The sequence below is a fragment of the Polaromonas sp. genome (assembly GCF_012927485.1).
Lineage (GTDB): Bacteria > Pseudomonadota > Gammaproteobacteria > Burkholderiales > Burkholderiaceae_C > Polaromonas.
Genome location: NZ_JABBPC010000036.1, coordinates 175578 through 190331, shown reverse-complemented (window position 1 = coordinate 190331; position 14754 = coordinate 175578). Strand labels below are relative to the sequence as shown.

At 57.4% G+C, this 14754-nt stretch carries 12 protein-coding genes; 6 read left to right on the top strand and 6 right to left on the bottom strand.

Features of this window, described 5'->3' with window-relative positions; translation table 11 throughout:
- Positions 1-116: 116 nt before the first annotated feature.
- The 3 genes from urtA to HHJ16_RS15880 all read right to left on the bottom strand — a co-directional run bounded on the left by urtA (position 117) and on the right by HHJ16_RS15880 (position 6130).
- Entirely contained in the window at positions 117-1388 is a 1272-nt protein-coding gene (gene urtA / locus HHJ16_RS15890) for an urea ABC transporter substrate-binding protein (protein WP_296902163.1), read from the bottom strand.
- 196 nt (positions 1389-1584) lie between these two features.
- Positions 1585-2616, bottom strand: a complete 1032-nt coding sequence (locus HHJ16_RS15885) for a response regulator transcription factor (protein ID WP_296902161.1) — start codon at positions 2614-2616, stop codon at positions 1585-1587.
- Positions 2600-6130, bottom strand: a complete 3531-nt coding sequence (locus HHJ16_RS15880; protein WP_296902159.1) for an ATP-binding protein — start codon at positions 6128-6130, stop codon at positions 2600-2602. Before HHJ16_RS15880 ends, HHJ16_RS15885 begins: the two co-directional genes overlap by 17 nt.
- Before the next feature lie 153 nt (positions 6131-6283).
- On the opposite strand from HHJ16_RS15880, the gene HHJ16_RS15875 reads away from it, so the two are divergent.
- The 6 genes from HHJ16_RS15875 to ureG are packed head-to-tail and all read left to right on the top strand — an operon-like array spanning position 6284 to position 10735.
- A complete protein-coding gene (locus HHJ16_RS15875; protein ID WP_296902158.1) occupies positions 6284-6586 on the top strand; it encodes an urease subunit gamma in 303 nt (100 codons plus the stop codon).
- Positions 6587-6627: 41 nt separating this feature from the next.
- Complete coding sequence (locus tag HHJ16_RS15870) at positions 6628-6957, top strand: urease subunit beta (protein ID WP_296902156.1); 330 nt, start codon at positions 6628-6630, stop codon at positions 6955-6957.
- Positions 6957-8675, top strand: a complete 1719-nt coding sequence (ureC, locus tag HHJ16_RS15865) for an urease subunit alpha (RefSeq protein ID WP_296902154.1) — start codon at positions 6957-6959, stop codon at positions 8673-8675. Before HHJ16_RS15870 ends, ureC begins: the two co-directional genes overlap by 1 nt.
- 7 nt (positions 8676-8682) lie before the next feature.
- Entirely contained in the window at positions 8683-9279 is a 597-nt protein-coding gene (gene ureE, locus HHJ16_RS15860) for an urease accessory protein UreE (RefSeq protein ID WP_296902152.1), read from the top strand.
- A gap of 33 nt (positions 9280-9312) precedes the next feature.
- Positions 9313-10014 (top strand): urease accessory UreF family protein, encoded by a 702-nt coding sequence (locus HHJ16_RS15855; RefSeq protein WP_296902150.1) that lies wholly within the window; start codon positions 9313-9315, stop codon positions 10012-10014.
- A gap of 37 nt (positions 10015-10051) precedes the next feature.
- Positions 10052-10735: an urease accessory protein UreG gene (gene ureG / locus HHJ16_RS15850; protein WP_296902148.1), complete on the top strand. Its 684-nt coding sequence runs from the start codon at positions 10052-10054 to the stop codon at positions 10733-10735.
- A 422-nt stretch (positions 10736-11157) separates the two neighbouring features.
- On the opposite strand, the gene HHJ16_RS15845 is transcribed toward ureG, so the two are convergent.
- The 3 genes from HHJ16_RS15845 to HHJ16_RS15835 all read right to left on the bottom strand — a co-directional run bounded on the left by HHJ16_RS15845 (position 11158) and on the right by HHJ16_RS15835 (position 14705).
- Complete coding sequence (locus tag HHJ16_RS15845; protein WP_296902146.1) at positions 11158-12765, bottom strand: gamma-glutamyltransferase family protein; 1608 nt, start codon at positions 12763-12765, stop codon at positions 11158-11160.
- Positions 12766-12851: 86 nt separating this feature from the next.
- Entirely contained in the window at positions 12852-13760 is a 909-nt protein-coding gene (locus HHJ16_RS15840; protein ID WP_296902145.1) for an ABC transporter permease, read from the bottom strand.
- Positions 13761-13763: 3 nt separating this feature from the next.
- A complete protein-coding gene (locus HHJ16_RS15835; protein ID WP_296902143.1) occupies positions 13764-14705 on the bottom strand; it encodes an ABC transporter permease in 942 nt (313 codons plus the stop codon).
- Positions 14706-14754: the final 49 nt, after the last annotated feature.

Genomic DNA, 14754 nt, shown 5'->3' with positions numbered 1-14754 from the left:
TTAGATCAGAGAGAAGCGCTGCGAGTGATCTTGTCGGGGGGTGGAGCTGACGGTATCCTCGGTTCCCGTACCGTCAGCTGCGCGCCACGACCCAGATCGGCTCGCGCCGTAGTCTCTTACTTCTTCACGGGTTCGTCCGGCTTGGACGCATTGCCTTCGATGTAGGGGCTCCATGGCTTAGCCTTCACCGGGCCAGGCGTTTTCCACACCACATTGAATTGCCCGTCGGCCTTGATCTCGCCAATGAACACCGACTTGTGCAGGTGATGGTTCTTCTCGTCCATCATTGACACAATGCCCGAAGGTGCATTGAAAGTCTGTCCTGCCATCGCGGCGATGACCTTGTCGGTATCAGTTGACTTGGCTTTTTCAACGGCCTGCTTCCACATATTGATGCCAATGTAGGTGGCTTCCATCGGGTCATTAGTCAGAGGTTTTTCCGCACCGGGAAGCTTCTTGGCTTTCGCATAAGCGGACCACTTTCTGATGAACTCGGTATTAGCCGGGCTTTTGATTGACATGAAATAGTTCCAGGCAGCCAGGTGACCCACCAATGGCTTGGTATCGACGCCGCGCAACTCTTCTTCCCCTACCGAAAACGCCACGACCGGCACGTCCTTGGCTTTCAGTCCGGCATTGCCCAGCTCTTTGTAGAACGGCACGTTGGAGTCGCCGTTGATGGTGGAGACCACTGCCGTTTTATCGCCTTGCGCAAACTTCTTCACATCCGCCACAATGGTTTGATAGTCAGAGTGCCCAAACGGGGTGTATTTCTCGTCGATGTCTTTGTCGGCTACGCCTTTGGTCTTGAGGTAAGCGCGCAGAATTTTATTGGTGGTGCGCGGGTATACATAGTCAGTACCCAGAAGAACCCAGCGCTTGGCGCCCCCGCCAGCTTTGCTCATTAGATAATCCACCGCCGGAATGGCCTGCTGGTTAGGCGCAGCACCGGTGTAAAACACATTCTTACTGAGTTCTTCACCTTCGTATTGAACGGGATAGAACAGCAGGCCGTTCATTTCTTCAACCACAGGCAGCACCGACTTGCGGGACACCGATGTCCAGCAACCGAAGATCACCGCCACTTTATCCTGGCCGAGCAATTGTTTGGTTTTTTCAGCAAACAGCGGCCAGTTGGAAGCCGGGTCGACCACCACAGGCTCCAGTTTTTTTCCGAGTACGCCGCCTTTGGCATTGATCTCGTCAATCGCCATCAGCACCGTGTCTTTCAAGACTGTTTCAGAGATCGCCATGGTGCCCGACAAGCTGTGCAGGACACCCACCTTGATGGTGTCTTCAGCAAAAGCAGGAACAGCACCAAGGCTCGCTATTGCGACCGCGGCAGTCAGTGCCTTGAGGGTAAAACGACGTGAATTAAGGCGTTTCATAGGAGTTTCTCCGATAAGGTGGTAGTGGTGATCTCGCTGCTCACAAGCCCCAGATTGGGCTTGCAATCAGTGATGGACTTATTCTGGAGGTCGCGAATGAATTGGGAAATACGCCGGGTGGCGTATGCAGTGGTTGTTTCACCGAGAAAACCTGTACACAGCGCCAGCAAGAATTGGAGAGTTCCAGCGCGCCAAGCTATCCCTCAAACTGAGGATGAAGTTGTTTAATGCGGTTCATGGCCATGCCAGCAGCCGCGGTGCGAGTTTCTACGCCCAGCTTTGCATAGACGCGCTCTAGATGCTTTTTTACCGTGGCAGGGCTGGCGCCCAAAATGTCACCGATGTCACGGTTGATCTTCCCCTTGACCACCCAATACAACACCTCCGCTTCGCGAGCGGTAAGCTTGAAGCACAAGCTCATGGCCTCGACCACGGCATCTTCAGAGATTTCGCGCATGACGATGAGCCAATCGCCTCCGCCATCACCGTCTCCGGTTTGCTGGTGGAGCCGGAATGTAAGACGACGCGGCCCGAGTTCCGCGGTCAGGCGCGGCGGCTCAATCTGACGTTCGGCGTCGGCCAAATGACGCCGCAGCCAATTCAATACAGGTCCGGGAGTTTGTGGTGCCGACGTGCCGTAATAACGTAAAAGCAGGTCACGCGCCAGAGGCGTTTGCCAAATCAACTTGCCATCGCCTACACCGCCCACATGCACCGTGATGCTGGCATAGCCAAACGCATCCAGTGCATTGCGCGCCTGGCCCGCCTGCCGAGCGTCTTGTCGGGCACGGCGTGCGCTCTGAAGGTGTACCCCCATTCGCGCCATCACTTCCTTGGGCTTGATGGGCTTGGTGACATAGTCCACGCCACCGGCCTCCAGGGCAGCAACCAGGTGCTCGGTTTCTGTCAGGCCAGTCATGAAGATGATGGGAATGTGTGCGGTTTCCGGCATGGCCTTCAGTCGCTTGGCCACTTCAAAGCCGTCCATGCCGGGCATCATGGCATCTAACAAGACGATGTCTGGCACGGCCTGAAGCGCACGCTGAAGGGCGGCTTCTCCGCTAGTCGCCACCAACACCGTATAGCCGGATTCATCCAGCGCGTCGTGCAGCACTGACAGGTTGTCCGGCACGTCATCGACAATCAGAACCACATCGCTGTTGGCGCGGTCCAGAGTGCGGTCCCAGTTGCGGTTCAATGGTTGAATGGCGTCAGGCATTCCGCTCATAGTCGGCCCCCTGGGTAGTGAGTTGTCGCCCCATGATCTCGAACTGGAATTGCCGCGCAAGCGACCTCATGTCCTCAACAAAAGCCGCGGTGGCGGGCTGCTGGGTCTCGATCTCGGCGAGTTTATTCATGATTCCCCGATAAAAACCGAGGTTAATGAGTTCCAGAAGGGCTGCAAGCTGAGGGGCGTCCGGCAGAACACGCGGCTGTGGCACGATGACATGCTCCACCAGCGGTAAGGGGCCGGTTTCAGCGAGCGAGTCATAGCGCCAGTGCAGCGCCAAACGCCGCTCGAGCCAATCGATCAGCTCAGTGTGACGCACAGGCTTGGGAATGAAGTCTTCAGGGAATATGCCAACGCCGTTGTCCATCCCTTTGTCAAATGCATTGGCTGAGACGATGGCCAGGTGAGTATCCGCATACCCGGCATTCCGAACCCGACGCAGCGTCTCCCACCCGTCGATGCCAGGCATGGCCAAGTCCATAAATATGACGTCAGGCCGGTAGCCGGTCGCCAACAAATCCAGGCAGTCGTGACCGCTGCCTGCGGTGCGCAATTCAAAACCCATGGGTTGGAGTAACTGCACCAGCAATTCGCGATCAGGCTCCTCGTTGTCGAACACCAGCAGCTTGCGACGCGGCCCGTCGTAGCCGAGCGGCTGGCGCCTTGCGGATTTCGTTTGTAAGCCACGGGCTCCAGTTGCGGCCGGATTCAATTCCGGCAGAAACAGTCGGACGCGAAACGCAGAACCTTCGCCTACCGTACTGGCCACCGTCATCTCGCCGCCCATCAGGTCGGTCAGCATTTTTGCAATCGTCAGACCCAGACCGGAGCCGGGTGTGCCTTTTGAACTTTGATCAGCCTTGCTGCCTCGTGCAAAAGGCTCAAAGATCTGTACCAACTCCGCTGCGCTCATGCCCGGTCCAGTGTCTTCAATGTCGATATAGGCCATTTCACGTGAGTAGCGCACCTTGAAAGTGACTTGCCCTTCCGGTGTGAACTTGATGGCGTTGCCCAGCAAATTAAAGAGGATTTGACGAACTCGCTTTTCATCAGCGCGAACCAGCTCGGGCACGTTGCCAGCGTCGAACCGGAAATCCAGGCCCTTGCCACTGGCCTGCAACTCAAACATGGCCGCCATCTCGTGCACGCAGTCGGCGAACTGCATGGGTTTCGTAGTGAGCGTCAGCTTGCCTGCCTCAATGCGGGCGATATCGAGCGTCCCTTCAATCAAGGACAGAAGGTGCTCGCCGCCACGCTTGATGACATTGACCGCCTGCTTGCGGTGCGCCGGTATGGATCGGTCCTGGCCCATCAGCTGTGCATAGCCCAAAATGCTGTTGAGCGGCGTGCGCAGCTCATGGCTTAGCGCACTGATGTATCGGCTCTTGGCTTGGTTGGCCTGGTCTGCGACGCGTTTTGCCTGCTGTAGTGCTTCGTCGGTTTGCCGGTGCGAATCAATTTCGCGCATCAACAGGTTGGTTTGGCGATTCGACTCTTCCTGCGCCACCTGCCGGCTCTTATGCGCCAGCACCAGCCACCAGGCCACCAGGCCGGCGATGACCAGAAGCGCCATGTAGGCCTTTAAAAAGCCAGAACGCAACGCGGACTCAGAAGGGGCATGGTCAACCAACGCACCAATCTCCTGGTGGTAGAGCACCCCAAACAGACTGGCCAGCAGCGGCACGACTATTAGCATCAGAAGGAGGAAGTTACCAAGACCGGTATCAAGATAGGGCCAGGATCGACGCGGAAGTAACCAACGTAAGGCGGCCGACCACTGCACCGAGAGACTGGCGTGGGGCTTGCATAGATCACCACAGCGCGCGTCCAGCGTGCAACAAAGTGAGCAGATAGGACCCTGGTAGGCGGGACAACGTGCCATGTCGGGACCTTCGTAGGCACGCTCGCAAATCACGCATTGCTGCGTTTCAGAGCTTCTGTGCGGGCCATTGGGACTTGCCGGTTCTGGACTGCGCGCGATGTAATAACGACCTTTCGTCGCCCATGCAATCAAGGGCGCCGTTACGAACGCTGTGCCCATAGCGATCACCGCTGAAAACGCCTGCGCCATCTCGCCATAGAGCCCAAGATGAGCAGTCACAGACAGCAGTGAAGCCAGCGCCATGGCACCCACCCCCACCGGATTGATATCGTAAAGATAAGCACGTTTGAACTCGATGCCTGGTGGTGACAAACCCAACGGCTTATTAATGACCAAATCGGCCACGACTGCCATTACCCACGCGATGGCAATGTTGGAATACAACCCCAGCACATCACCCAGCGCCTGAAATACATTCATCTCCATCAGCATGAACGCAATCAGCGTATTGAAAACTACCCACACTACTCGTCCAGGATGGCTGTGCGTCAGACGGGAAAAAAAGTTAGACCACGCGAGCGAACCGGCATAGGCATTGGTCACATTTATCTTGAGTTGCGACACCACGACGAACAGCGCAGTGGCCGCCACCGCCCAACGGTAATTCGGAAACACATACTCGTAGGCGGCTAAATACATTTGGCTGGGATCTACGGCCCGGTCCAGCGGGACCATATTGGAGATGGCCACATAAGCTAGCAGTGCCCCCCCCAGCATTTTGAGTACGCCCAGAAGAACCCAGCCCGGACCGCCCGCCAGCACACCGCCCCACCAACGCCAGCGATTGGCGGGAGTCTGCACCGGCATGAAGCGCAAATAGTCAGCCTGCTCACCCATTTGAGTAATCAACGCAATACCCACCGTTAGGCCGGCACCAAACAAGTGCAGATCAAATCCGCCACCCCCTGCCTTCTCACCGCCATAGTGCGTCACCCCTGAGAACGCACCAGGATCCTGCATCCAGACATAAATGAAAGGTACCACCAACATCACCAGCCAAAGCGGTTGTGTCCAGACTTGCAAGCGACTAATGGCGGATACCCCATGGGTGACCAAAGGAATCACCACCAGCGCACAGATGAGGTAGCCCCAAGAAGGAGGAATACCTAATGCGAGGTCGAGCGCATAGGCCATGACAGCCGCTTCAAGCGCAAAGAAAATGAAAGTGAATGAGGCATAGATCAGTGAGGTCAGCGTAGAGCCGATATACCCAAAGCCAGCGCCACGCGTCAGCAAATCCATGTCGACGCCGTAGCGTGCGGCATAAATGCTGATGGGCAGCCCCGCCAGGAAAATGATCAGGCCGGTGGCCACAATCGCCCAGAAGGCGTTGGTGAAACCATATTTGACCAACAAGGTGGCGCCCACAGCCTCGAGAATCAGGAATGAGGCGGCACCAAACGCGGTGTTGGCAACCCGCCATTCGGACCACTTTCGAAAGCGCTGCGGCGTAAAGCGAAGCGCATAGTCCTCCATGGTTTCGCGCGCAACCCAGCTGTTGTAATCGCGCCGCACCTTGATAATGCGCTGCACGGCTAAGTCGGGGCGTGGACGCGAGCTGTCTGCCGACGGGACGGGGCTTGCGTCAGATCGGGGTTGTATCGACGAAGGCTTGGCCGTGACGTCCATGAAAAATTGGTAGGCGATTAGTTAGGAGAGCAACGCACTGAGGGACCTACGACGCAGGTTCTGTGCCACGTTCGCCCGGGGGATCGATTCTTGTGGCACCATTCTTGCGCACAGCACCTTCTGAACGCAGGCAGCCTGCCCCGAAAGAGTTCCATGGAATTAACCCCCAGAGAAAAAGACAAACTGCTTATATTCACGGCCTCGCTGCTGGCAGAACGACGGCGCGCTCGCGGACTCAAGCTCAACTACCCGGAAGCGGTGGCCCTGATCAGCGCGGCCGTGATGGAAGGCGCGCGCGATGGGAAAACCGTTGCTCAGTTAATGAGCGAGGGCCGCACCATTCTTAGTCGGGCCGATGTCATGGACGGCATAGCCGAGATGATCCCCGATATCCAGGTCGAAGCCACGTTTCCAGACGGTACCAAGCTAGTCACAGTGCATCAGCCGATCGTCTGAGTTCTTGTAGATAAAAACTCCCGCTCGAAAAAGGCACCACCATGATTCCAGGAGAATTGCTCACCGATGGCCCTGACCACCCGATCAACGAAGGTCGGCACACCCTGACTTTGGTAGTTAAAAATACGGCTGACCGGCCTATTCAGGTGGGTTCTCACTACCACTTTGCAGAAGCCAATGCAGCATTGAGCTTTGCCCGGGAAGGCGTTCTCGGTATGCGCCTGAATATTGCGTCCGGCACCGCTGTTCGATTTGAGCCCGGTCAGCAACGCACAGTCGAGCTGGTAGATTTCGCGGGGAGCCGCGAAATCTACGGCTTTCGCGGCTTGGTGAATGGGCCCGTTGACGCAAGTGTCAAGGGAGCCCCTTGATGGCCACCATAGGACGCCGTGCCTATGCAGAAATGTTTGGTCCCACAGTAGGCGACCGGCTTCGACTGGCCGACACGGACTTGCTCATAGAGGTCGAAGCCGATTACACCCTGCGCGCGGGCAGCTACGGCGAAGAAGTCAAGTTTGGTGGCGGAAAAACCATTCGCGACGGCATGGCGCAGTCGCAAAAAACTCGCGCCGAAGGCGCCATGGACACGGTGATGACCAACGCGCTCATCATGGACCACTGGGGCATCGTCAAAGCTGACATTGGCCTTAAAGGCGGGCGCATTGCCGCTATCGGCAAAGCCGGCAACCCCGACACTCAGCCAGGCGTGGACATCATCATCGGGCCTGGCACGGAGATCATCAGCTGCGAAGGCATGATCGTCACTGCGGGCGGCATCGACTCGCATATCCATTTCATTTGCCCGCAACAGATTGAAGAAGCGCTGACTTCAGGCGTGACCACCATGCTAGGCGGCGGCACTGGTCCGGCAACGGGTACGTTTGCGACCACCTGCACCCCGGGACCCTGGAACATCGAGCGCATGCTCCAGGCGGCCGAAGCCTTCCCCATGAATCTCGGGTTTCTGGGAAAAGGCAACGCCAGCCTGCCCGCCGCACTGCATGAGCAGATCAACGCGGGTGTCATCGGCTTGAAGCTGCACGAAGACTGGGGCACCACGCCAGCGGCCATTAGCAACTGCCTGGACGTAGCGGAAGAAACCGATGTACAGGTGGCGATTCACAGCGACACACTCAATGAGTCGGGTTTCGTCGAGAACACGATTGCCGCGACGAAGGGACGCTCACTCTGCGCTTTTCACACAGAAGGCGCGGGCGGCGGCCATGCACCTGATATTTTGCGAGTCGTGGGCGAGCAGAATTTTTTGCCCTCATCGACTAACCCGACCATGCCCTACACCGTCAACACGCTCGATGAGCACGTGGACATGTTGATGGTCTGCCACCATCTGGATGCGGGCATTGCAGAAGACCTGGCGTTTGCCGAAAGCCGCATCCGCAAAGAAACGATTGCGGCCGAAGACATCCTGCACGACCTCGGCGCAATCAGCATGTTCAGCTCGGACAGCCAAGCCATGGGTCGGGTCGGCGAGGTTGTTATTCGCTGCTGGCAGACCGCCCACAAAATGAAGCAGCAACGCGGTAAGCTTACCGGCGACTCAGCGCGAAACGACAATTTTCGCGCCAAGCGTTACATCAGCAAATACACCATCAACCCCGCCATTGCGCATGGGATTTCGCACGAGGTCGGCTCAGTGGAACAAGGTAAATGGGCGGATCTGGTGGTGTGGAGACCGGCTTTCTTTGGTATCAAACCGTCCATCATCCTCAAGGGCGGATTTATCGCGATGGCCGCCATGGGCGATCCGAATGCCTCGATTCCTACGCCGCAGCCCGTTCACTACCGGCCCATGTTTGGAGCCTTCGGCGGTGCAATTGCCAAGGGTTCGCTGACTTTTGTATCCCAAGCCGGACTGGCAGCGGGCATCAAGGAACGCTTTGGCCTCACCAAAACGCTTAGCGCTGTCAAAAACATACGCGGCGTGCGCAAGCAGCACATGATTCATAACAATTACCTGCCCAAGATGGAAATTGATCCCCAGACCTATCTGGTTCGCGCTGACGGCCAGCTACTGACGTGCGAGCCCGCCAGTAGCTTGCCGATGACGCAACGCTACTTTTTGTTTTAATTGGGCCATGCTTCAAGTTTCCAAAATCATTTCGCAAGGCGCCGGCCTAGCCCCTGTGCTGGTCCAACGCGCCTCTACGGTCGAGCTTGACTGGGACGTGCGCCAAAAAAGTCGGTTTGAGGCAACCGACTCACTGGCTCGCCAACTCGGCGTATTTTTGCCGCGTGGCACGCTGGTGCGCGGCGGGGATGTTCTGGTTGTCGAAGACGGCTCCATGGTCCGGGTACTGGCTGCGCCGCAAGCGGTGCTGCGTATTACGTACTGCCAAGCTCACGGAACGCCGTTCGACCTAACCCGCGCCGCCTACCATTTAGGCAACCGCCATGTGCCGATCGAACTCAAACCCGACCACCTAAAGATTGAGCCCGACCATGTGCTGGCGGACATGCTGCGCGCCATGCACCTGATCGTCAATGAAGTTGAGGAAGCGTTCGAGCCGGAGGGAGGTGCGTACAGTGCGGGAGCCCATGGACACGGCCCTGTCCACGCTGACGACCACATTCATGCCCCTACGGCTGCGCCTGCACCGCATGTTCATGGGCCTCGTTGCAATCACGCTCCCGACGGCGCGCAATCTGATGCCGGAAACCCTGCCACTATTTAAATTGATCCTTCGGTTATTGATAAACGGATGCCAATGCCTATTCAGCGAGCCGAACCTCTGTCGGCGTCGAGTCTCATCCAACTCATCTGGCTTGCGTCGCCAGCCCTTCCGGTGGGCGGATTCTCCTACTCCGAAGGGCTTGAGGTCGCCGTAGACCGGGCGGGCGTAGTCACAGAAGATGCAGCAAATAACTGGCTTACGGACCAGCTCAACCTGACGCTCGCGCGAGGCGATCTGGCAGTCATCGCTCAAGCTATTCCCGCCTTCCGAAGATGCGACCTTGTTCGTATCAGGCAGCTCAACGACTGGGTGCTCCACACCCGAGAAACCAGCGAACTGCGGCTGCAAGCGGAGCAGATGGGACGATCGCTTCTTGACTGGCTTCGCAATCACGATGGCGCCAACACCGATCACATCAACGCTTATGCCCAAATGCAACCGACTTATCCGGTCGCGTTTGCACTGGCGGTATCACAGACCGTTGCCGATGTGCGCGACTGCTTGCTGGCTTATGCGTTTGGTTGGGCCGAGAACATGATGCAGGCCGCACTGAAGTCCGTGCCCCTCGGGCAAAGCTCAGGCCAGCGAATCTTGGCCGCGTTGAGCCGGGAGATTCCGACAGCGGTTGAAGCGGCTATGCGGCTGTTGGACAGCGAGCGTCAAGCGTTTGCGCCCATGCTGGCTATTCTTTCCTCACAACATGAAACCCAATACACACGGCTTTTTCGCTCCTAACGAAATACCGCCACTACTCCGCATTACAAGGAATCAGATGAGCTTGCATCACATCGCCAATCGCACCAAAGAGCTGCCGCCGCTTCGCGTAGGCATTGGCGGGCCTGTTGGCTCGGGCAAAACCACACTGCTCGAAATGCTTTGTAAGGCAATGAAGGAAACCTACGACCTGGTGGCCATTACCAACGACATCTACACCAAGGAAGATCAGCGCCTGCTCACGGTCAGCGGGGCTTTGGCTGCCGAACGAATCATGGGCGTGGAAACGGGGGGCTGTCCGCACACTGCAATCCGCGAAGACGCCTCTATCAATCTGGAAGCCATCGATCGCATGCTGGTGGATTTTCCAGATGCTGATGTGGTATTCATCGAGTCAGGCGGTGACAACCTCGCAGCCACCTTCAGCCCCGAGCTGAGCGACCTCACCATCTATGTGATTGACGTGGCGGCCGGAGAAAAGATTCCGCGAAAAGGGGGCCCAGGCATCACCAAAAGCGATCTGTTCATCATCAACAAAACCGATTTGGCACCTTATGTAGGCGCCGACCTCGGCGTGATGCACGCCGACACGGTACGCATGCGGACCACGCCGAAGGGCCTGAAACCCTTTGTCATGACAAATCTAAAAACCAAAGCGGGCCTGGACGAGGTGGTTGCATTCATCGAAAGGAAAGGTATGTTGCGTACCCTGTCGACCGACAGTGACGAGGCATGCCGTTAAAAAGATCAACCGACTTTGCGAATTTACATTGGTCGGGAAATTTGAGCTTCAGAACCCGCTCGGATTTACCAACCGACAGACGATTTATGGCTCCGAGCCCCTCTTGAGAACCAGATCGCCAATCTCGCTAAAACCTCCCGATCTTCAGATACAAAGATATTAAGTGAAGTGGTTCAGCGTCTTGTTAGTGCGAGGCGTGTAGTTGTGCTTGCCTGCCGACACCGACGCAGTCATCCGATTTCGCTGATGGTTCGTTGTCAGCTGATCCAGGTGCGCAGCGACGTCGTTGTGCTTCCGGCTCCAAAAGTAGCACTCCTGCACCAGGCCTTGCAGGAGTTGAAGTAAGTGCGATTTTTCGCCCTACTCAACAGGCAGCGTTTCCGCCGGAAGTCCGACGCTTCTACGAAGTCTGCTGACGTGCCTCACCAGCCGACAACCGCTCCGTCCGTCCGCGGCTCGGTGCCACCGCAGAATATACCGGCTTTGTCGCGCCAGATGATCTGGCCGCGACCAAAAGCGAGTCGGTTGTTCTGCCAGTTAACGTCGTGCCCACGTGCGGCCAGACCCCGAAATAGATGCTCGCCGGTGCTCTGCTCAATATTCACCAACTGGCCGCTTTCCCACTCCCAGCGCGGCGCGTCCAGCGCCGCTTGTGGATTCAAATGAAAATCGACGGTGTTCATCACCATCTGAACATGGCCCTGTGGCTGCATAAAACCCCCCATCACGCCAAACGGTCCAATCGGTAGGCCCGCTTGCGTTAAAAAGCCGGGGATGATGGTGTGGTACGGACGTTTGCCGGGCGCGATGCAATTGGGATGCGTGGGATCGAGTGAAAAATTGTTGCCGCGGTTATGCAGCGCGATGCCGGTACCCGGCACCACCATGCCACTGCCAAAATTCATGTAGTTGCTTTGAATCAGGGAAACCATGTTGCCCTCGGCATCGGCGGTGCTCAAATAAACCGTGCCGCCACGCGGGGGATTGCCCGGCAGCGGGTGACTCGCCAACGCGCCGATCAACTTGCGCCTCTCGTCGGCATACCCCTCTGAAAGCAGGTCGGCGACCGACACCCGCATATGGCGCGGGTCCGCGATGTGCGCCAAGCCATCGGCAAAGGCCAGCTTGATCGCTTCGATCTGCAGGTGATAAGTCAGCACCGTGTCGCGCTCTGAAAAATCAAATCCCTTTAACAAATTTAAAGCAATCAGCGCAACCAGACCGTGACCGTTCGGTGGAATTTCCCATACATCGAAGCCGCGGTAATTAACGCTAATAGGTTCAACCCAATCAACCTGGTAAGCGGCCAGATCAGCGGTGCCGAGGTGCCCGCCGGCCCCTTGCACAAAGCTTGCAATACGTTCGGCCAGCCTTCCCCGATAAAAGCCGTTAGCGCCGTCTTCTGCAATCGACTGCAAAGTGGCGGCGTGACCCACCGAGCGCCAGACTTCACCGGCATTGGGAGCGCGTTCCGGCGCAAAGGTGTCAAACCACGACTGGAAATGCGCTGCCGTCAATTTGGCCCTGAACAGCTTTGTTGCCTGTTGCCAGGCGTACGCCACTGAAGGTGACACTGGAAACCCGTCGCGGGCGTAGCCGATGGCGGAAGCCATTGAGGTGGTCAGGGGCAAGCGGCCGAAGCGTTGTGACAGGGCGGCCCACGCTGCGGGCGTGCCAGGTACCGTCACGGGTAAGGGGCCATATTTCGGCATCGTCGTGTAACCGAGTTGGCGCATACTTTCTTGCGTACTTGCCGCCGCCGCCGAGCCGCTTGCGTTGAGGCCATGTAATTTTCCGCCATGCCACACCAGTGCGAAGGCATCACCCCCGATACCGTTGGCAGTCGGCTCCAATACGGTCAGGGCCGCTGCGGCGGCAACGGCTGCATCGATGGCATTACCGCCGGCTTGCAATATCTGCAAGCCAGCCTGGGCGGCCAGTGGCTGCGACGTCGCGACCATTCCCTGGCGCGCGTAGACAACATTTCGACGTGATGGATACGGATAGTTTTGGGCATCAAATGACAGCATGGTTGGCACCTTCCAAGGAAAAATGAGGGCATTCAACGCAAGAGCTTGACCCGACGGCCGGTCTGACTCGGTTGATCGCCTGGGGTTTATTTGTGACGGGGATCGAGTGCATCGCGCAAGCCATCGCCGAGCAGGTTGAATGACAAAACGAGAAGGAAAATTGACACGCCCGGCCAGATTGCCATCCAGGACGAATTGTCGACGTAATTTTTTGCGGTGTTGAGCATGCTGCCCCAGCTCGGTGCGGGCGGTTGCTGGCCGAGACCGAGAAATGACAGGCTCGCCTCGGCAATGATTGCCGCTGCAATCGCCAGCGTGGATTGCACAATCAACGGTGGCAATACGTTGGGCAACACATGCCGCAACGCAATGCGCCAGTGTGGATTACCGACCGCGCGCGCTGCTTCGACATAATCCTCGACCTTGACAGCCAGGACCTGTGCGCGGGTCAGGCGAATGAATACCGGGGTGGCAGAGACCCCGATCGCCACCATGGCGTTGGTCAAGCTGGGGCCGAGAAACGCAGCCAGGGCGATCGCCAAAATCAGGAATGGCACCGCCAGCATGGCGTCGGTCAGTCGGGAAATCACGCCATCGGTCCAACCGCCGACATAGCCGGCGAGCAACCCGATCGGAACCCCCAGCAGCATCGAAATGCTGACCGACACCAACCCCGCCATGAGCGACGCACGCGCACCCCATATCACGCGCGAAAGCACATCGCGCCCAAGCTCATCGGTGCCGAAGAGGTAAGCCGACGAGGGCGCTTTTCGCACGGTACTCCAGCTCGTGGCGATGGGATCGTACGGTGCAATCCACGACGCACACAAGGCCGTGAAGATGAAAAGCAACACGATCAGCAAGCCCAGCATGGCTCCGCGCCGGCGTAGCAGGCGCCTCCAAGCGCGCCGGGCAGGTGACGCGTCGCGCGGCGGTGGCGCGAGCTTGACGGTGGGGTTCGAGGCAAAATTGACGCCTTGATGGTCATCGCTCATGATTCAGCCCCGCAGCCGTGGATTGACGAAAAAGTAGGCCAGATCCGCCAGCAGATTCAAGACGATATAGACGGTCGAAGTGAATAGTACGACGCCTTGCACCACCGCATAATCGCGGTTGAAGACGGCATCCACGATGAGTTTGCCAAAGCCGGGAATCGAAAACACCTGCTCTGTGAGCACCGCACCCGACAACAAGGTGCCGAATTCCAGCGCACCCAGCGTGATGATCGGCGTCATTGCATTGCGCAGCGCGTGTTTCAACACCACCGTGCGCTCATTCAGCCCTTTCGCGCGGGCAGTGCGGATGTAATCGGCATTCAGAACTTGCAGCATCGCACTGCGCGTGTGGCGCATGAGCACAGCAGCGATGGCATTACCGAGGACGAAGGCAGGCATGATCATTGCCGCCAGATTCGCTTTCAAGTCTTCGAACGGACTGACATACCCTGACGCGGGTAACCAGCCGAGCGACACCGAAAACAACAGGATCATCAAAATACCGAGCCAAAAGTTTGGCGTGGACAAGCCCCATAACGCCACCACATTGGCCGCGTAATCCCAGACCGAATCTTTGGCGACGGCCGATATGATGCCGGCGGGGATGCCTATGATCAATGCAATCGTCATTGCCAAAGCCGCCAATTCGAGGGTGACCGGCAATTTTTCCTTGATCAGTTGTACGACGGGCTGCTGAATACGCAGGGATTCGCCCAGATCACCGTGCATCACGCCTGCAATCCAATAGCCGTACCGTACCGGCAGGGGTTCGTCGAGGTGCATTTTTTTATGCAGGTACGCCACCACATTCGGGTCCTGATCTTCGCCCGCCAAAATCACCGCCGGATCGCCCGGCAACAATTGCTGCAAACCAAAGATGATGATCGTGACCAGAAAAATCGTCGGGATCACAGAAGCCAGGCGTTTGAAAAAATAGTTAAGCATGGACGGTTTTCAGAAAGCAGTCGGAGCAAATCTTGCGTTGATACAGGGC

Bases quoted from the DNA above. Each gene is read 5' to 3' on its own strand.
- urtA (WP_296902163.1), bottom strand. From the start codon at position 1,388: ATGAAACGCCTTAATTCACGTCGTTTTACCCTCAAGGCACTGACTGCC.
- HHJ16_RS15885 (WP_296902161.1), bottom strand. From the start codon at position 2,616: ATGAGCGGAATGCCTGACGCCATTCAACCATTGAACCGCAACTGGGAC.
- HHJ16_RS15880 (WP_296902159.1), bottom strand. From the start codon at position 6,130: ATGGACGTCACGGCCAAGCCTTCGTCGATACAACCCCGATCTGACGCA.
- HHJ16_RS15875 (WP_296902158.1), top strand. From the start codon at position 6,284: ATGGAATTAACCCCCAGAGAAAAAGACAAACTGCTTATATTCACGGCC.
- HHJ16_RS15870 (WP_296902156.1), top strand. From the start codon at position 6,628: ATGATTCCAGGAGAATTGCTCACCGATGGCCCTGACCACCCGATCAAC.
- ureC (WP_296902154.1), top strand. From the start codon at position 6,957: ATGGCCACCATAGGACGCCGTGCCTATGCAGAAATGTTTGGTCCCACA.
- ureE (WP_296902152.1), top strand. From the start codon at position 8,683: ATGCTTCAAGTTTCCAAAATCATTTCGCAAGGCGCCGGCCTAGCCCCT.
- HHJ16_RS15855 (WP_296902150.1), top strand. From the start codon at position 9,313: ATGCCTATTCAGCGAGCCGAACCTCTGTCGGCGTCGAGTCTCATCCAA.
- ureG (WP_296902148.1), top strand. From the start codon at position 10,052: ATGAGCTTGCATCACATCGCCAATCGCACCAAAGAGCTGCCGCCGCTT.
- HHJ16_RS15845 (WP_296902146.1), bottom strand. From the start codon at position 12,765: ATGCTGTCATTTGATGCCCAAAACTATCCGTATCCATCACGTCGAAAT.
- HHJ16_RS15840 (WP_296902145.1), bottom strand. From the start codon at position 13,760: ATGAGCGATGACCATCAAGGCGTCAATTTTGCCTCGAACCCCACCGTC.
- HHJ16_RS15835 (WP_296902143.1), bottom strand. From the start codon at position 14,705: ATGCTTAACTATTTTTTCAAACGCCTGGCTTCTGTGATCCCGACGATT.